The sequence below is a fragment of the Candidatus Pseudoscillospira sp. SGI.172 genome (assembly GCF_050313575.1).
Classification (GTDB): domain Bacteria; phylum Bacillota; class Clostridia; order Oscillospirales; family Oscillospiraceae; genus Vermiculatibacterium.
Window position 1 is genome coordinate 1 of sequence record NZ_JBNPLQ010000001.1, and the last position, 15,907, is coordinate 15,907.

The window sequence follows — 15,907 nt, forward strand, 5'->3', positions numbered from 1 at the left end:
AAGCCGCCCGAATCATAACGCGCCGTCCGGCGCGGAGATTTTGGTCTGTACCCCCGCGAACGGCGCTTGCCGTCCGCGGGGGACAGTGTTTGAGAGAGAAAGAGAAAGAGAGAGGAGGTTTTGGTGTTTTGTTCTGTCTGTCCTGACGAGTATAGAATACCACACCGGGGCAGGAAGTGATGTACAGTTTTGGAATTTCCCGTGAATAATTTATGAACATTTCAGGACGGGCTTTTTCGGATCTGATAGAGGGAGGAGAGCACCTGCCAATTCTGGGGGAAGGGGCGCATCAGATTCCAGTACCCCGCGCCCAGAAGCCCGTATTCCGGGATGAGGGCCAGTTTTGCCTGGATGCTCCTGGCGTCTTCGAACCAGACCTCATGTTCCCCGCCCGACTCGTCGGTATAGCGGAACCAGGGAGACTGGGAGAGGTCGTCGTAGGCGATCTCCGCGCCGTACCGCCGGGCCAGCGCCACTGCCTGCTGACTGGAGAGAGAAGTGGCCTTGCTCTTGCCCTTCACAAAGGGGAGAAGCCAGTCGTAGCCGTAATTGGGGACGCCCAGCCAGATCTTTTCGGCGGGGATCACAGTGAGGGCATACTCCACCACCTGTCGTACATTGGAAATGGGGGCCACAGCCATCGGCGGGCCGTAGGTATAGCCCCACTCATATGTCATCAGCAGCACCTCGTTGACCGCTGCCCCGATGGCGGAGTAGTCGTGCCCCTCGTAGAGGGTGCCCCGCTGGGTGGAGGAGGTCTTGGGAGCCAGGGCGGCGATGACCGGGTAGCCCAGAGGGTTGAGCCGCCGGGCCAGCGTGGCCAGAAATGCCGCATAGGCCCCGGCGTCGTCCGGATAGACGTACTCAAAGTCCACGTCCAGGCCCCGGTAACCCTTCTCCCGCAAGGTGAGGGAGATATTGTCCAGAAGCCTGGCCTGAACCTGGGAGTCCGTGAGGGCGAGGTGGGCCAGATCGTTGGAAAAGTCCCCCTCCGCCGTGAGGGTGGACAGGTGCATCAGGCAGGATACCCCGGCGGCCCCCGCCGCGCTCAGAAGTGCGGCGTCATCCAGCTCCACCAGCGAGCCCTCTTCCGTAAAACCGTAGGTAAAGGGGGTGAGCCAGGTGAGATAGGGAAGGGTGGCGCGGAGCAGGGCGGGGTCGATGAAGGGGTAGGCGTAGCCGTTGACCGACAGCTCCGGCCCCGGCTCCTCCCGGTAGGAGAGAACCAGGGTCTGGCCGGGCCAGATCCGGGGTGCGCCGCCCAGGACGGGATTGTTTTGATAGAGACGGCGGAGAGAGAGACCCGACTCCCGGGCGATGGAGGCCAGGGTCTCCCCGGGGAGGACGGTGTGGATGGCCTCCGGAAAGCGGATGACCAGCGCCTGACCGGGGACCAGACGCTCCGGGGCCTCGAGTCCGTTGTCGATGGAAATTTGGGACATGGACACGCCGTAGTCCAGGGCGATGGAGTAGAGGGATTCCCCCCGCTGTACCACATGGATCACCATGGCTCACACCAGAGTGACGAAGTCGGCGTTGGCCCAGCCCACGATCCCGTCATAGCGGACCACATACCAATTTTTGTACTGATTGATGACCGTGAGCCGGGCACCGTCGGGGGCGCGGGCCACCACGTAAGAGGCCGGATCCGGTTTGTCCCGGATGTTGAGGGAACCCCAGTTCACGTCCACCACTGCGTTTTGATAGGCTCTGGGGGTGAGGAAGGGAACACCGAAATACTCCGTCAGGGACAGGGCGATGCTGCGGGCCGCGGCGTCCAGATTGTTCTTGATCCACACTGCGTCGTCCCGGTTGTCGTGATAGCCCAGTTCAATAAACACAGAGGGGGCCTTGGGCTGGCGAACCTCGCCGATGGAAGTGGAGGGTTCGGCGCGGACGTTGTTGGGCAGCGGGTAGATCTCCTTCAAACCGTCCGTTACCAGCTCGGCGGCGGTCTGGCCCCGGCTGCTGCCGGGGTAGTAAAAGACGATGATCCCCCGTTTTTGGCCGTACAGCCCTTCTGGGGCCGCATTGGAGTGGAGCGCCAGGTGCAGGTCGTACCGGCCTTGGTTGGAGGCGCGGATGGAGGAGGCGGCGGTCATCTCGGGGGTGTTGCGGACATACCGGATGCCCGAGGCGGTGAGGTAAGGCTCCAGCGCGTCGGCCAGGCGGTTCATCCACTCCTCCTCGGTGCCGCCGTTTACATAGTAGTTGTTTTGCTGCGTGGAGGGGGAGAGATAGATGATGGGCATAGAGATTCCTCCTTTTTGCCCATCCTATGCCCCGCCTGAGGGATGGGTGCGGCGGGGGAGGAATGGGACAACGGGGAACCGTCATATTCTGATCCATAGATAAGGAGGGGGAGGGCATGGATACCCGAATTGGAGATCTGCGCTGTAAAGAGGTCATCAACGTGACAGACGGCACCCGCTACGGCTATGTGGGGGACGTGGAGGTGGATCTGGAGACCGGGCAGGTGCGGACTCTGGTGGTTCCTGGGCGCCTGCGCCTGTTCGGCCTGCTGGGACGGGAGGCCGAGCGGGTGTTTTCATGGTCGGCCGTCCGGCGGTTTGGAGAGGATATCATTCTGGTAGAGGGGGAGGGCCCCGCCCCCGCCCGGCACAGGCGGGGATAAAATTCACCGGAAAACTTGCACAGGGCATGCCAGGGATGATATAATGCGTAGTCAGACGCAAAGACGCGGAATTGAACAAACAGGAGGATACGCACATGTGCGGTATCGTTGGTTTTATCGGGAAAGAGGAGGCGGCCCCTATTTTGCTGGACGGCCTGTCCCGCCTGGAGTACCGGGGATATGATTCGGCCGGACTGGCTATTTACGGGGCGGTGGAGGGCCTTCAGGTGGTGAAGGCCAAGGGCCGTTTGAAGGTCCTCAGCGACCTGACTCAGGGGGGAGCCACGGTCCATGGCACCGTAGGCCTGGGCCATACCCGCTGGGCCACCCACGGGGTGCCCTCCGACGTGAATTCCCATCCCCAGGTGTCGGAGAACGGCCGCTTTGCCGTGGTCCACAACGGCATTATCGAAAACTATGTGGAGATCAAGGAATTTTTGCAGCACCAGGGCGTGAAGTTTGTCTCCCAGACCGACACCGAAGTGGTGGCTCAGCTGCTGGAATACTACTATGAAGGTGATCTGCTGGAGGCGGTGAGCAAGGTGCTCCACCGCATCAACGGTGCCTATGCCTTCGGCATCGTCTGTGCCGACTGCCCGGACCGGCTGGTGGCCGTCCGCAAGGACAGCCCCCTCATCCTGGGCTACGGCGAGGATTTCAATTTCCTGGCCAGCGACGTCACCGCCGTCATCAAGTACACCCGCGAGGTGAGCTATTTGGACGACGGGGAGCTGGCCGTGCTCACCCGGGACGGCATCCGGGTGTACGACGCCTATCTCCAGCCCGTGGAGAAAGAGAAGCATCACGTGGACTGGGAGATCTCGGCGGCGGAGAAGGGCGGCTATGAGCACTTTATGGCCAAGGAGATCATGGAGCAGCCCGAGGCCTTCCGCAAGACTGTGTTCCCCCGCATCCAGAACGGGAAAGTGGTGCTGGACGATCTCCGCTTCGATGCCGATTATCTCAAGGGACTCGACAAGCTCTACATCATTGCCTGCGGTTCCTCCTACCACGTGGGCATGGCCACCAAGTACAACCTGGAAAAGCTCCTGCGCAAGCCGGTGGAGGTGGCCCTCGCCTCGGAGTTCCGCTATTGTGACCCCATTGTCACCGATAAAACGCTGGCGCTGGTCATCAGCCAGTCCGGCGAGACCATCGACACCCTGGCCGCCATGCGGGAGGCCAAACGCCTGGGGGCCCGGGTGCTTTCCATCGTCAACGTGGTGGGTTCCACCATCGCCCGGGAGAGCGACGACGTCATCTACACCTGGGCCGGACCGGAGATCGCCGTGGCGACCACCAAGGCCTACTCCACCCAGCTGGCGGTGACCTATCTCATCGGCCTTTATTTTGCCGATCTTATGGGAACCATTGAGAAGGCAGAGTATGACAAGGTCATCTCCGAGCTCCTCCTCATTCCCACCAAGCTGGAGTCGGTGTTGGAGCAGCGGCAGGCCATCCAGTACTATGCCTCTCTCTACTTTAACCATGCCTCTATCTTTTTCGTCGGCCGCAATATCGACTACGCCATCGGCATGGAGGGCTCCCTGAAGCTCAAGGAGATCTCCTATATCCACTCCGAGGCCTACGCCGCGGGGGAGCTGAAGCACGGCACCATCTCTCTCATCGAGGATGGAACTCTGGTGGTGGCTTTGGCCAGTTATCGGCCCCTGTTCGAAAAACTCATGAGCAATGTGGTGGAAGTCAAGAGCCGGGGAGCCGACGTCCTGGGCCTGACCACGGAGAGCCTGGGCGGCGACATGGCGAAAACGGTGGATCACACCATCACGGTGCCGGATACCCACCCCATGCTCCTGCCCAGCCTGGATGTGGTTCCCCTCCAGCTCTTTGCCTACTATGTGGCCCTCCAGCGGGGCTGCGACATTGATAAACCGCGCAACCTGGCCAAGTCCGTCACTGTGGAATAAGGAACAGCAGCGCCGCCCCGACCGCCAGGCCGGGACGGCGCTGTATTCGTTCAGAGATTGGAAAAATTTCTGAGAAAAGCGGAAATAATGCTTGACAAGATGAATCCACTATGGTATTCTTTAAACAGAAACAAGAACCATTACTAATAAAATCAAATAAATCACATAAATTTTTAGGAGGTCATTCATTATGAAAAAGTGGGTTTGCTCTGTCTGCGGTTACGTTTACGAGGGTCCTGAGGCTCCTGATTTCTGCCCCATCTGCAAGGCTCCCAAGAGCAAGTTCGTCCTGCAGGGCGGCGATAAGGTGTGGGCTGCCGAGCACGTGGTAGGCGTGGCCAAGGGCGCTCCTGAAGAGATCCTCCAGGGCCTGCGTGAGAACTTCCAGGGCGAGTGCTCCGAGGTCGGCATGTATCTGGCCATGTCCCGTGTGGCTCATCGCGAGGGCTATCCCGAGATCGGCCTGTACTGGGAGAAGGCCGCTCTGGAGGAGGCCGAGCACGCTGCCAAGTTTGCTGAGCTGCTGGGTGAGGTGCTGACCGACTCTACCAAGAAGAACCTGGAGATGCGCGTAGACGCTGAGAACGGCGCCACCATGGGCAAGTTCGAGCTGGCCAAGAAGGCCAAGGAGCTGAACCTGGACGCCATCCACGACACCGTCCATGAGATGGCCCGCGACGAGGCCCGCCACGGCAAGGCTTTCGAAGGCCTGCTGAAGCGTTACTTCGGCTAATCCAAATCGGATAAACAAGCACTTTTCGAGAGGGAATCGGGAAACCGGTTCCCTCTCTTTTTGCGCTTGCGACGCCGAAGTGTGCAACTCGGTGTGCAACTTTTCTTCTCTTCACACTTTTTTGACTTTCACATGTGCAACTCACCAGAATTGCACCAATATCAAGTGGTTTTCACCGCTTAATAACAAGTTTTAGAGAAAAATCATCAACTTTTATGAAGTTTTGGCCCAATCAGAAGGAAAAACAGAGACTTTTCATCGGATGGAAGCCAAACGGAATCAAAATTGCCGGGTTTCTCTCCAGTTCAGCAGCCCTTTGGGGCTGCTTTTTTATACTTTGATTATATCACATGTCATTTTTAAAGTACAGGTTTTCTCTTTGCCCATGCTATACTTAAAGCACAAAGAGGGACAGAGAACAAGAGAAAAACAAAACCTCTCAAAACAAAAATAAATGAAATAAGGAGAATATCACAATGAAAAAGAATGCTATCATCTACATCGACGACACCCACGCCCAGGTCACTAAGGCTTTTGAGAAGCAGGCCCGTATCTTCGGCACTCCCGAATACAGAGAGTGGAGAGCCTACCGCCAGGACTTCCCCAGCGCCCAGATGGTGACCAAGACCATCAAGAAGAACACCAGCAAGCGCACCTACAAGAATCTGACCTACGCCAACATGGAGCGGTTCCTGAACATGCAGGCCAACGGCAAGGAACTCATTAAGGAGTTCAACGACCAGAAAGCAATCGCAGCCATCCAGCAGAACCCCTATCGTGCGGTGCTGGCTTGGTTTCTTACTAAGTTCCCCAAGTACGACGAGTACAAGGCGTTCTTTGCTGACAACAGCGAGGCGGAAACCGCCAGCGAGAAAGAAACCGTTGATTTCCCGCTGGCTGCCAATCAGTAAACACTATTTGAAGTACACTTCTCAAAAATCAGAAAAGGAGCTTAATATGATGGAATTCACCCGTGGCTACATGACCTATTACCTGCTGTCCTTCTGCAAGACCTACAACGAGCGAGACAAAGAGGAAAAGCGCCTAACGGCACTGACTGACGAAGCACTGGAAGCTGAGTTCACCGCCGAATACAACGAACAGAAAGGTGCATGCCCCAACCCGCCGCTCTACGAAGGCAATATTCCTGACCTCTATATCGACTTTTGAGACAAAACAGAATTGAATTTTAGGAGGAAATTACTATGAAGAACACTTACAAGGTTGACTTTGTGAACAACACCCTGACCATGACCAAGGCTTTTGAGGACGCCGCCAGCAACCCCACTTCCCAGGAATACAAGCTGTTGCAGCAGATTCGGGCTGACTTCCCCGGCCTGACCATAATTCGCAAGACCCGCCGCGCCCCCAAGAAGGCCCGTCCGACCAAGAACCTGACCTACAAGCACATGGAGCAGTACATGAGTGTGTTCCAGAACGCCGATAAGCTGCTGGCCCAGTTTGAGGTGGTAAAGGAGTGCTCCAAGCAGCAGCCCAGCCCCTACAAGTTTGTGCGGGATTGGTTTGAGATCCAGTTTCCCAAGCACAGGGAGCAGCCCGATTTTGGCAACAATGCGCCCAAGGTGATTGATCTCGCTGCCTTCCAGAAAAAGCAGGAAGAGAAGAAGGAGCAGAAGGGCGCTTGAAAACAATGGAATACAATAACAGAGAGGACGGTGCTGCTGGTGTACCGTCCTCTCTGTTATTGTTCTTTTATCTAATGTCATATACTAGTTCAGTTTTTGCTCCATCTATATCCATAAAGGTCACCGCTAACACCAAAAAATCGGTTTCACTGTTCTGAACTTCAAGAGGAACTTCGAAGTAGCCTCTACATTCACGACCTGAGTCTAAGGGTTCAAAGACGCTATCATAAGTGTACAAGTTACTGCCATCTGCCCCTTGTCCATCGGCTATAACAAATTCATAGGTATCAGAGGTATAGCCATCGCCGTAACGAATTTCAAAACCTATGCTATTTTCACTTTGATTTCCGAGTTCCGCCGATTCTTTCCCATTATAAGATAATTCAGCGGTAAAAAACAGAAATACATTGCCGCTTTCTGCTGTGTAAAAGGAATTTCCTGCTGCGCTCTTATATTCGTCATCTGCTGGGCGGAGATAGTAAAGGCCGTTGTTCTCGTCTGTCATGGCGTCGCTAAACTCCACATCTGTTAAAGTAAAATCCCAGTCACCTGCGCTTGCTGTATCTCCAATTTTTAAATCAGTTTTATCATCACTCATTGCATCACTGGTCTCCCCACCAGTTATATTGGATTCATCACCATTAAGTGTGTCGCTGCTTTCACCACCGCCACAAGAGACCAAGGACAACATAAGCATCGCTGACAGAACAAGGAACAATATTTTCTTCACTTTTCTTTTCCTCCTACATAAATATATTAACCGATATTGGTTAATCTGATTATACATCGTCTTCGGTTAACATTCAAGTAGAGAGCGAGGCTTGAATGTTATGATTTCTTACGACAACTTGTGGAATGTTATGCGGGAAAAAGGGATTTCCCAATATACCCTCATAAAGAAATACAATGTCAGTCCGGCGCAAATCACCAGATTGAAGCGCAACGAAAGCGTCAGCACCCATACCATTGAGATGTTTTGCCGTATCTTGGACTGCGAAGTGGGCGATATTATGAAATATATCAAAGACGATGAAAGTTAATTGCAGGGCGGGGAAACCCGCCCGTTTTTGTTGCAATGAGAAATCTAATCCCACACAGTAATCTTAATGGCTCCCTGTAGTCAATACAATATCCTGGCTGCATAGTGTTTCGTGAAAATTTTATTTGCGCGCTGCGAACTCCCGTGTCCGCCGTTTTCGCCCGTTTTTCCCGTCTTTTTTCAGCGGTCGGGAAAAACGCCAAGAAAAGCCGCCGCCGCAAATTACAAATGCGCTATCCCGAAACCATCCCCCGCCCTGGTGTGGCCGCAGCCTTCACCCGCTCCGCATGTGGGTATCCCACACCTTCCCAATTACCTTCTTGCGAGGGTAATTTCTTCGCCCGCTCGCGATTATGATTCCGCTCCAAGTTGAAACTACACTTTCAAAAAGCAATCTTCACCCGCAAAAGCTCAACTCCTGAACAAAACCGACAACTCCGAAAGAACTTTTAAGAAATAACAACAACTTCAAAATGTAAAGTGCCAACTTTTCAAAAAGAGGCAACAAAATTGTTGCAGAATGCGGGAAATGAGAGCGCTATTCCATTTCTTTGCCATAAAAAAATTTTTATGTTATAATAATTACAGAAAAAGGAAAGCAAGGTCTGCAATTCGTCGTTCTCTTTATAGGCGTAAACAAGTAAGAGTGAAGGCGTAGTGGCCTTCCATCTTGTAGAGGGTTTCTATTTTATGCTTCCGGGCAGCAGAGCCGAGTGTAGGCAACACGCCTGAAAGTGTATATTCAAAAATCATCCGAAGGAGGAAACATTCATGTTTCAAGAATTGTTTTAGATTTTGCAAGACTTTGAGCGCCAGGACAGCACAGAGCGTCTTAATTGGATAGAGGCTGTACTTGCGGCACAAAGCGGTTCCGCTCCAAATGCACTTGAAAATTACAAGCGTGCAAAGGCAGACTGGCAGGATGAACAGAGCCGCCGCCAGCGATTCTATGACTTTCTCATACACCGGAGCGCCCTCGTGGACGCTGTGGCAAAAAGCGTGATTGACAGAAGCACCAAGGAGATTACAGCCAAATCCGAGCACTAGCTTACCCAGGCATTCCATGAATAGTTAGATGAGACGGTCAAGTGCTATTTCAAATAAATGTAAAAAGTCGGAGGAAGTTATAAAAACTTCTCTCCGACTTCTTTTTTGCATCAAAAATTTTTAGAAATTAAATCTTTCTGCTGATTTTCTTCCTCTTCTTTATCCTTTTGACCGGGCTTCTTCTCCCAGCCTAAAATCTCTTCCATGATAAGGGCAAGGGGCAGGTCGGTATCTCCAAGCATGATGGCACCTTCCTATTCTTTGGTGTATTCCAGTAAATCGCCGGGTTGACAGTTGAGCAACCCGCAAATGGTTTCGAGTGTGGCCCATGACACCATTTGACCGCTGCGGATTTTTTGCAGCATGGCTTCCCCCATGATTTTCTCTTTCCGAATTCTGGTAGTATTGTATCCGGCTTCTTTCAGTGCGGTAATTACATCAATCTTGTATTTAATTGGCATGTTTGGCCTCCATTCCGGGGCGCGTCAAAAATTACGCTCCTCTTCCATTGTCCTTATTCTAACACAGGATTACACCTTTTTCAAGTGTTAAAATTACACATAAATCAAGTGTAAAATCTGTAAGTTTTGCGAATTGAATTACACTCAAAAAAAGTGTAATATATAATCAGTTAAGGGGAACACCCTAAATCAAAACAAAGGAGAATGAACCATGAGCAAGAATGAACTGGTAGCCAAAATCGAGGCCCTGAACGAGTGGGAGGCCGTTATCGAAGAGGCCAAGGCGGAGGCCGAAGCTATCCGGGACAGCATCAAGGCCGAAATGATGGAGCGCGACACCGAGGAGCTGGCCGCTGGAAAGTATATCGTCCGCTGGACTTCCGTCCTCTCCAATCGCTTCGATACCACCGCTTTTAAGAAGGTGTATGGTGACCTCTACAAAGCCTTCACTAAGCAGAGCCAGAGCCGCCGCTTCACTATCAGCGCATAAAGAAAAGCCCCTTGTCCGAACGCCGACCAAAGCAAGCGGACAAAGAGCTTCCACCCAAACCAGAACGGAGAGGGCAAGAACATTATAGCTTGCCCTCTCCCTAAAATCAAGAACAGGAGAGAAAAGACATGAAGGAACTGACAAGCTATAACCGCGTGGCCGGGTATCTCAACAAAGTGTTCGACTTGCTGAATGCTGAATTTTTTGAAGGTACACTTTCAAGGCCGACCATCACCATACAATCCACGCCCCGCGCCTATGGTCACTTTTCCCTGCGGGAAGATACCTGGATTTCCAAGTTGGGCGGCACCCATGAAATCAATATCGGAGCCGGAACGCTGGCCCGCCCCATTGAGGAAGTGGCGGCAACCCTGCTTCACGAAATGGTTCACTACTACAACTTCGAGAACGGCGTGCAGGATTGCAGCCGGGGCAATACCTACCACAATAAGAAATTCAAGGCCGCTGCTGAGGCCCACGGCCTGACCGTCACTCATAGCGACAAATACGGATGGAGCCACACAAGCCCCTCTGACGAGTTGCTGGACTTCATATTGGAGAACGGCTTGACCGACATTCTCATAAACCGAAACGAGTTTGGCGGGTTCCGTATCACCGGGACAGGGACACATAGCGGAACAGGGGGCAGCGCCACACCGGCACGGACGAGTAGCACACGGAAATATATTTGTCCCTGCTGCGGAAATTCCGTTCGGGCCACCAAAGCCGTAAATATCGCTTGCCTGGACTGTAACGAGCGGATGGTGCTGGCCGGTTGACAGGGAAGGGCGGGGAGCAATCCCCGCCCACTTCCCGAAGTTCGTATAAGTGAAGAAATACGAACATCAAAATCCAGCAATCACGGGACTTTCCCGCCACCGCCCGAAATACACGAACTTTCTCGCCTCAAAAAACGAACTTTTGACGATGGAGGACACCATGAATAAGAGAACCAAGGCGCTCACCACCGAGCAGTATAAAGACATCATCCAGACCATGCGAGAGGGTTTCAGCGGTTGCCGCCCGAATGAGCGGATAGCCACAGCCTTGGTGCTGGAAGGCAATTTAGGCTTGCGTATCAGCGATATATTGAAGCTGCGGCCCTGCGATATTGTCCGGGACGGGGACAGATACCGCCTGGAAATCACCGAGCAGAAAACAGGCAAGCGCCGCGTGTTTACCGTTCCCCTGGTCATTCAGCAGTATATCGAAAATTACTGCTTGCGCAACGGTATAGAACGAAACGCCCTGATATTTCCCATTACCGAGAGAGCCATACAGAAGCAGCTTCATATCGTGTGCGATTACCTGGGCTTTGAGGGAATCAGCACTCATAGCTTCCGCAAATGGTACGCCACGGAGATATACAAGGCAAATGGCTATGATATTGCCCTGGTGCAGCGGCTATTACAGCACAGCTCCGCCGCCGTCACACAGCGGTATATCGGTATTGAGCCACAAAGGATAGAAACAGCAATCCAAAACCATGCACAACTTATTTAATAGCTGGGTCGCTTGTCACTTCATTTAATGGTATAAAGTGCTGGCTTCCGTTCAATTTCGCCGATAATTAAACTCTGAAATTCTTCAACAGTAAAAAATCAATGAAGCATCTATCGGCCCCAGAAATTTCTTATTAACTATTATTATTAAGAAATTTTTGGGGCCGATAGAACATTCACTTTTTGTTTTGGGGAGTCAAAAACTACGCTGTACCAATCGAATAAGAGTTTAGTACTGGCCGAAAAATCCCTAATAATAAAGAAAGATTAGGGATTTTTCGGCCAGTACTAAAGTCTCACTTATTTGCTTTACTCTAATTTTCTCTTCATTCCAACAAACGGCGGGTCACATGTTTACCCCCTACACTCGGGGGCGTGTTATTGTCTACAAAAAGATGTATGGTATTTAGAAATTTCAGCCCCACTTGTTTATTATCGGCGTTGCAGTTTCATTTATTTCCTGCCACTAATTTCAAAAGAAAATCAACACCAAATACAAACCAAATTGCTATCTGAGAGTACCACTATTGCAATATAATACGCACATATTGTCGATATAATAAACAGTATCTTTCTTACTGTCTTTTTCCTGATTTTGTGATACACTGGATATAAAACCGGGAAAGCGAGGCGGCGCACATGGCAAAGTCAGAAAACCAAAAAGTGAAAACGCTCTATGTCGCCAAATACTTTTTGGAGAACTCAGACGAGAACCACCCCGTTACTGCCGGGGATGTGGTGGACTATCTGAAAAACGAGTGCGGGATTGAGGCGGAGCGCCGCGCCATCTACCGGGATATTGCCGCCCTGCGGGATGTGTTTGGGATGGATATAGAAGGCGGACAGGGCGGCAAATACCGGCTGCTGTCCCGTCAATTTGAGTTCGACGATTTGCGGCTGCTGGCCGAATGCGTCCACGCGGCAAAGTTCATATCCGCCCGGCAAGCGAAAGATTTGGTGGACACGCTGGGCGAGTTTTGCAGCACCTATCAGGCGGAACAGCTCCAACGGGAAGTGTTTCTGTGTGACCGAGTGAAAACAGCCCAAAAGGGAACCATGACAATCATCTCAAAAATCAATCAGGCCATGGCAACCAAGCAAGACGGCAAGCCACACATCCCGCAGAAAATTAGCTTCAAATATTTGAAATATACACTTCAAGATGGGATAACACAGGTAGAGCGCCGCAAAGGAGCAGCCTATAAAGTCAGTCCTTACAAGCTGCTAATAAACGATGGGAATTATTATCTGCTGGGTTATGGGCCTGTTGGAAATAGAAAGGCACTTCAAATCGCTACCTATCGCATTGACCGTATGAAAGAAGTAAAACTTCTTAATGAACCGCGAGAGGGAGCAGAAGAGTTTTCCAAAATCGACATTGAAAGTTATACCCGCCGCGTATTCTCCATGTTTGGCGGGGAGCAGAAGCGTGTCAGCATTCGTTTTCGCAACTACTTGCTCGATACTGCCATTGAGCGATTTGGGACAGGAAAAGATGTGTTTTACAGACCCGATGATAAAGAGCATTTTGTTGTGACCGCAGATGTAGAAATTAGCAATCAGTTTTTTGCGTGGGTGTGTGGTTTTAGGACTTGCGCCCAAATTATATATCCATCTGATGTAAAAGTAAAAATGAGAGAGTTTTTAGAGTGCATATACAAAATATACTGATAGTTAATGTTTGAGGGCTTAATTATGAAGAAGGGTGTCCAGATTTCATTTGCAATCACACTACTGATTATCTCAATAGCGGCAACCATTATACAGAATGATTTATTTGAAAGTATTATCTATGCGGTTATTGTTCCGTCTTTCTTACTATCGATAATCTCCTTTTTTTCAGAAGTTAGCCAAATATGCAAGAAAAATGCGCAACACTTTGCAGAAGTACATATGGAACATAGCGATTTACAGTATGAGTTGTTGAGACTAAAAAAAGAACAGTATGAGAAAGAGCCGCACACTCAGGATATTCAAGAACTTAATACACTACACGAATTGGATAAAGAATTAAAAAGCTGTGAAAAAGGCATGCAAGAATCCATGGTGTATGTGAGTATTCGAGAATTTTTGTGCCGATGTGAAAAACTATTAAATATTGCGAATATTATTAGTTACACCAGCCTTTTTTTGTCCCTGGTTTTATCTCCATACATTGCAAAATGCTTATCTACTATAAACTTAAACTGTATAACTTTGTGGTCTTTGACGTTATTGTATTTTGGAATGGAATTAAAACCGCAGATATGTGGAAAAGTGTTTGATTATTTAATAAAAATATACAAACGAAGGAAAATAGATAACATACAAGCTGATACTAAAAAATCTAATTAGAAATTAAAGAATGATGGTACAAAGTTCTTAATTGTACCATCATTCTTCTTGCATATTTTTAATTATAGCCGATTTAAGTTATCTTTTAATATATCTATCCCGGTTCGGGAAAGGGCAATATAATATCGCTGCGTCACCTGGATATTTCCATGCCCCATCTGATTACAGAGAAGGTGGGTGGGGGTATTCATTTCCGCCATCATAGTTCCGTATGTATGCCGCAAGTAGTGATATTTGAACATGATATGATACTTGCTTTTGAGTTCCCGTGAGGGGTATTTCATGGAGTTTACCGTCTGGATTTTTCCGTCGGGCAGACAGTTCACAAGCTCCGTGGAAGAAATCTTCTTTCCGCCCAAGTCCTCTATGATACGCTGATTCTGTTCTCGCAGAGCGGCGTATTGCAGCATATCCCGTTCCCGCTGCGCCGCCAGCTCTTGAAAATACACTTTCAATTTATCGCACATGTAGATGGTGCGTTTGGCGTTGCGGGTTTTCAATGGCACTAGCTTGATAAGGCCGTTCTGGTATTGCATTTGCCGGTCAATCAAGATGGTTCCGTTGACCACATCGACATTCGACCATTTCAGCCCGAAACATTCGTTGATACGCAGACCGCAATACCGCCCCAGCAAGTACGCTGTTTCCGCATTGCTTCCGTGAAAGTAGTCGTCCAGTACGGCAAGCTCCTCCTTACTGAACGCCACAATATCCAAATCATCGTCCGTTTTCAGTTTGGGCATGTGGATTTTGGTATCCTTGTTGATACAGAGCTTGTTGTAGGAATCCACATCCAGGTAGTTCCGGGAATACGCCTGACCGAAGAGCAAATAGAACTGCTTTAGAAAGCTCTCCACATAACGATAGGAGAGGCCCCGCCCGCAATACAGCTCCGTCAGATAGTCCACCACCTCCGCCGCGCTGACCTCATCAACAAAGCGGCTGCCAAACCGAGCGGAAAGGTGGTTCTTCCACAAGCTGTCCTGCTTGCGGATGGTGTTGTAGGCCCGGTCACTACGTCCCGTGGCACAGTATTCCTGATAGACCTCCTGAATGGTTTTCCGTACCGTGGGTTTGGGCTTGCGGGAATTCTGGGCGTTGTCAATGGCGACTTGACGCGCTCTGGTCGCCGCCCGCCGACTTTTGAATGGGTTTCCGTTTTCATCCTTGCTGACCTGTTTTGATACTCTCTTGCCGCTTTGTGTGTAGGTGTAGCGAAATGCCCACATGCCGCTCCCAAGTTGGAATACACTTGCGCTGTTTTCGGTTCCCATAGTTCTTGCCTCCCAAAGTGTGCAATTTGGGGTGCAAGTTCTGGTGTATTCCAGCATGTGAAAAGTTGCACATGTGCAACTGGTTTTGTGTGAGTGAGAGAGTTCCCGGCGCCGAACGGCGCAGCCGTTTGGCTACCTGGAGCTGCGTGTTGACGCCGAGAACGGCGCCACCGCCGGCAAGTTCGAGCTGGCCAAGAAGGCCAAGGAGCTGGGGCTGGACGCCATCCACGACACCGTGCACGAGATGGCCCGCGACGAGGCCCGTCACGGCAAGGCTTTTGAGGGCCTGCTGAACCGCTACTTCGGCTAAGACGGCAAGGTCCAAAACGCAAGACTTTTCAAGAGGGAACCGGGAGACCGGTTCCCTCTTTTGTTGTTTCTGCGGGTAAAACCTGTGTTCCTGTTTTGGTACGATGACTCCACGGGCGAAAGTGCCGGTGGGTCGTTTGGATTGCGCACCGGCATTTTTTGCTGTGGAAGGGGCTCCTCGGGGTATGCCGGCTGTCACCCCCGAAGCGGTTTGACTGTATACTGGAGTAGCCGCGTTGTACTGTCCGCGGGACAACGGGGCGTTAGGAGGCCTGCTATGCAGATCAGAATTTTTACCGGCACACCTTGTGAGGTGGAAAGGCGGGTCAACCGCTTTGCAAAAACAGTGCATGTCGTTGGGATCCAGCAGAGCGTATGCTGTGAGCCCGCAGTCTGTGAGCCCGCCAGTCCGACGGTCATCGTCACCGTCCTCTATTATGAGCACTGTGAGCACAGGTTTTACGGCATTCGTCTTTAAACTTTTGCTTTGCCTGCGTGTCCGGCGGCTG

General features: G+C 51.2%; 20 protein-coding genes and 1 pseudogene. 14 read left to right on the plus strand and 7 right to left on the minus strand.

Going from position 1 to position 15,907, the window contains the following annotated elements:
• Positions 1-221: 221 nt before the first annotated feature.
• Positions 222-1,508 carry a glycosyl hydrolase family 18 protein gene (locus ACQRD3_RS00005; RefSeq protein ID WP_427779038.1) on the minus strand — a complete coding sequence of 429 codons (1,287 nt, stop codon included), beginning with the start codon at positions 1,506-1,508 and terminating at the stop codon, positions 222-224.
• A 3-nt stretch (positions 1,509-1,511) separates the two neighbouring features.
• Positions 1,512-2,252, minus strand: a complete 741-nt coding sequence (locus ACQRD3_RS00010) for an N-acetylmuramoyl-L-alanine amidase (protein WP_427779039.1) — start codon at positions 2,250-2,252, stop codon at positions 1,512-1,514.
• Between the two features lie 116 nt (positions 2,253-2,368).
• On the opposite strand from ACQRD3_RS00010, the gene ACQRD3_RS00015 reads away from it, so the two are divergent.
• The 6 genes from ACQRD3_RS00015 (at position 2,369) to ACQRD3_RS00040 (ending at position 6,942) form a co-directional block, all read left to right on the plus strand.
• A complete protein-coding gene (locus tag ACQRD3_RS00015) occupies positions 2,369-2,635 on the plus strand; it encodes a YlmC/YmxH family sporulation protein (RefSeq protein ID WP_080907043.1) in 267 nt (88 codons plus the stop codon).
• Positions 2,636-2,730: 95 nt separating this feature from the next.
• Positions 2,731-4,563 (plus strand): glutamine--fructose-6-phosphate transaminase (isomerizing), encoded by a 1,833-nt coding sequence (gene glmS, locus ACQRD3_RS00020; RefSeq protein ID WP_080907044.1) that lies wholly within the window; start codon positions 2,731-2,733, stop codon positions 4,561-4,563.
• 190 nt (positions 4,564-4,753) lie between these two features.
• Positions 4,754-5,296, plus strand: coding sequence for an NADH peroxidase (locus ACQRD3_RS00025; RefSeq protein WP_080907045.1), 543 nt, complete (start codon positions 4,754-4,756; stop codon positions 5,294-5,296).
• Positions 5,297-5,772: 476 nt separating this feature from the next.
• On the plus strand, positions 5,773-6,207 hold the full coding sequence (locus tag ACQRD3_RS00030) for a hypothetical protein (RefSeq protein ID WP_427779040.1): 435 nt from the start codon (positions 5,773-5,775) through the stop codon (positions 6,205-6,207).
• Positions 6,208-6,253: 46 nt separating this feature from the next.
• Positions 6,254-6,466 carry a hypothetical protein gene (locus ACQRD3_RS00035; protein ID WP_427779041.1) on the plus strand — a complete coding sequence of 71 codons (213 nt, stop codon included), beginning with the start codon at positions 6,254-6,256 and terminating at the stop codon, positions 6,464-6,466.
• Positions 6,467-6,501: 35 nt separating this feature from the next.
• On the plus strand, positions 6,502-6,942 hold the full coding sequence (locus ACQRD3_RS00040) for a hypothetical protein (protein WP_427779043.1): 441 nt from the start codon (positions 6,502-6,504) through the stop codon (positions 6,940-6,942).
• Positions 6,943-7,009: 67 nt separating this feature from the next.
• Here ACQRD3_RS00040 and ACQRD3_RS00045 read toward each other — a convergent pair whose 3' ends face one another.
• Positions 7,010-7,672: a hypothetical protein gene (locus ACQRD3_RS00045; protein ID WP_427779044.1), complete on the minus strand. Its 663-nt coding sequence runs from the start codon at positions 7,670-7,672 to the stop codon at positions 7,010-7,012.
• Positions 7,673-7,802: 130 nt separating this feature from the next.
• Here ACQRD3_RS00045 and ACQRD3_RS00050 point away from each other — a divergent pair, with 130 nt between their 5' ends.
• On the plus strand, positions 7,803-7,982 hold the full coding sequence (locus ACQRD3_RS00050) for a helix-turn-helix domain-containing protein (RefSeq protein WP_427779319.1): 180 nt from the start codon (positions 7,803-7,805) through the stop codon (positions 7,980-7,982).
• A gap of 623 nt (positions 7,983-8,605) precedes the next feature.
• Here the strand turns inward: ACQRD3_RS00050 and ACQRD3_RS00055 are convergent.
• From ACQRD3_RS00055 to ACQRD3_RS00065, 3 genes are all read right to left on the minus strand, one after another.
• Positions 8,606-8,947 carry a hypothetical protein gene (locus tag ACQRD3_RS00055; RefSeq protein ID WP_427779046.1) on the minus strand — a complete coding sequence of 114 codons (342 nt, stop codon included), beginning with the start codon at positions 8,945-8,947 and terminating at the stop codon, positions 8,606-8,608.
• Between the two features lie 191 nt (positions 8,948-9,138).
• Complete coding sequence (locus tag ACQRD3_RS00060) at positions 9,139-9,270, minus strand: hypothetical protein (RefSeq protein WP_427779047.1); 132 nt, start codon at positions 9,268-9,270, stop codon at positions 9,139-9,141.
• A 12-nt stretch (positions 9,271-9,282) separates the two neighbouring features.
• Positions 9,283-9,489, minus strand: a complete 207-nt coding sequence (locus ACQRD3_RS00065; protein ID WP_427779049.1) for a helix-turn-helix domain-containing protein — start codon at positions 9,487-9,489, stop codon at positions 9,283-9,285.
• 211 nt (positions 9,490-9,700) lie between these two features.
• Between ACQRD3_RS00065 and ACQRD3_RS00070 the strand changes: the two genes are divergently transcribed.
• The 5 genes from ACQRD3_RS00070 to ACQRD3_RS00090 all read left to right on the plus strand — a co-directional run bounded on the left by ACQRD3_RS00070 (position 9,701) and on the right by ACQRD3_RS00090 (position 13,815).
• Positions 9,701-9,979: a hypothetical protein gene (locus ACQRD3_RS00070; protein WP_080907055.1), complete on the plus strand. Its 279-nt coding sequence runs from the start codon at positions 9,701-9,703 to the stop codon at positions 9,977-9,979.
• Positions 9,980-10,107: 128 nt separating this feature from the next.
• Positions 10,108-10,758 carry a SprT-like domain-containing protein gene (locus tag ACQRD3_RS00075; protein WP_427779051.1) on the plus strand — a complete coding sequence of 217 codons (651 nt, stop codon included), beginning with the start codon at positions 10,108-10,110 and terminating at the stop codon, positions 10,756-10,758.
• Between the two features lie 49 nt (positions 10,759-10,807).
• A complete protein-coding gene (locus ACQRD3_RS00080) occupies positions 10,808-11,482 on the plus strand; it encodes a tyrosine-type recombinase/integrase (protein WP_427779052.1) in 675 nt (224 codons plus the stop codon).
• A gap of 638 nt (positions 11,483-12,120) precedes the next feature.
• Positions 12,121-13,152, plus strand: coding sequence for a helix-turn-helix transcriptional regulator (locus ACQRD3_RS00085; RefSeq protein WP_427779054.1), 1,032 nt, complete (start codon positions 12,121-12,123; stop codon positions 13,150-13,152).
• A gap of 24 nt (positions 13,153-13,176) precedes the next feature.
• Positions 13,177-13,815 carry a hypothetical protein gene (locus ACQRD3_RS00090; protein WP_427779056.1) on the plus strand — a complete coding sequence of 213 codons (639 nt, stop codon included), beginning with the start codon at positions 13,177-13,179 and terminating at the stop codon, positions 13,813-13,815.
• Between the two features lie 62 nt (positions 13,816-13,877).
• Here ACQRD3_RS00090 and ACQRD3_RS00095 read toward each other — a convergent pair whose 3' ends face one another.
• Positions 13,878-15,089 carry a tyrosine-type recombinase/integrase gene (locus ACQRD3_RS00095; protein WP_427779058.1) on the minus strand — a complete coding sequence of 404 codons (1,212 nt, stop codon included), beginning with the start codon at positions 15,087-15,089 and terminating at the stop codon, positions 13,878-13,880.
• 136 nt (positions 15,090-15,225) lie between these two features.
• Here ACQRD3_RS00095 and ACQRD3_RS00100 point away from each other — a divergent pair.
• Both ACQRD3_RS00100 and ACQRD3_RS00105 read left to right on the plus strand, forming a co-directional pair.
• Positions 15,226-15,399 (plus strand): annotated as a pseudogene (locus ACQRD3_RS00100) (NADH peroxidase); the annotation flags it as partial.
• Between the two features lie 276 nt (positions 15,400-15,675).
• Positions 15,676-15,876: a hypothetical protein gene (locus ACQRD3_RS00105; protein ID WP_080907062.1), complete on the plus strand. Its 201-nt coding sequence runs from the start codon at positions 15,676-15,678 to the stop codon at positions 15,874-15,876.
• Positions 15,877-15,907: the final 31 nt, after the last annotated feature.

What these genes read in the sequence shown, in the direction of transcription:
- ACQRD3_RS00070 (WP_080907055.1), top strand. Translation starts at nt 9,701, where the DNA reads ATGAGCAAGAATGAACTGGTAGCCAAAATCGAGGCCCTGAACGAGTGG.
- ACQRD3_RS00090 (WP_427779056.1), top strand. Translation starts at nt 13,177, where the DNA reads ATGAAGAAGGGTGTCCAGATTTCATTTGCAATCACACTACTGATTATC.
- ACQRD3_RS00050 (WP_427779319.1), top strand. Translation starts at nt 7,803, where the DNA reads ATGCGGGAAAAAGGGATTTCCCAATATACCCTCATAAAGAAATACAAT.
- ACQRD3_RS00005 (WP_427779038.1), bottom strand. Translation starts at nt 1,508, where the DNA reads ATGGTGATCCATGTGGTACAGCGGGGGGAATCCCTCTACTCCATCGCC.
- ACQRD3_RS00065 (WP_427779049.1), bottom strand. Translation starts at nt 9,489, where the DNA reads ATGCCAATTAAATACAAGATTGATGTAATTACCGCACTGAAAGAAGCC.
- ACQRD3_RS00010 (WP_427779039.1), bottom strand. Translation starts at nt 2,252, where the DNA reads ATGCCCATCATCTATCTCTCCCCCTCCACGCAGCAAAACAACTACTAT.
- ACQRD3_RS00105 (WP_080907062.1), top strand. Translation starts at nt 15,676, where the DNA reads ATGCAGATCAGAATTTTTACCGGCACACCTTGTGAGGTGGAAAGGCGG.
- ACQRD3_RS00035 (WP_427779041.1), top strand. Translation starts at nt 6,254, where the DNA reads ATGATGGAATTCACCCGTGGCTACATGACCTATTACCTGCTGTCCTTC.
- ACQRD3_RS00095 (WP_427779058.1), bottom strand. Translation starts at nt 15,089, where the DNA reads ATGGGAACCGAAAACAGCGCAAGTGTATTCCAACTTGGGAGCGGCATG.
- ACQRD3_RS00040 (WP_427779043.1), top strand. Translation starts at nt 6,502, where the DNA reads ATGAAGAACACTTACAAGGTTGACTTTGTGAACAACACCCTGACCATG.
- ACQRD3_RS00075 (WP_427779051.1), top strand. Translation starts at nt 10,108, where the DNA reads ATGAAGGAACTGACAAGCTATAACCGCGTGGCCGGGTATCTCAACAAA.
- glmS (WP_080907044.1), top strand. Translation starts at nt 2,731, where the DNA reads ATGTGCGGTATCGTTGGTTTTATCGGGAAAGAGGAGGCGGCCCCTATT.
- ACQRD3_RS00015 (WP_080907043.1), top strand. Translation starts at nt 2,369, where the DNA reads ATGGATACCCGAATTGGAGATCTGCGCTGTAAAGAGGTCATCAACGTG.
- ACQRD3_RS00030 (WP_427779040.1), top strand. Translation starts at nt 5,773, where the DNA reads ATGAAAAAGAATGCTATCATCTACATCGACGACACCCACGCCCAGGTC.
- ACQRD3_RS00025 (WP_080907045.1), top strand. Translation starts at nt 4,754, where the DNA reads ATGAAAAAGTGGGTTTGCTCTGTCTGCGGTTACGTTTACGAGGGTCCT.
- ACQRD3_RS00085 (WP_427779054.1), top strand. Translation starts at nt 12,121, where the DNA reads ATGGCAAAGTCAGAAAACCAAAAAGTGAAAACGCTCTATGTCGCCAAA.
- ACQRD3_RS00060 (WP_427779047.1), bottom strand. Translation starts at nt 9,270, where the DNA reads ATGCTTGGAGATACCGACCTGCCCCTTGCCCTTATCATGGAAGAGATT.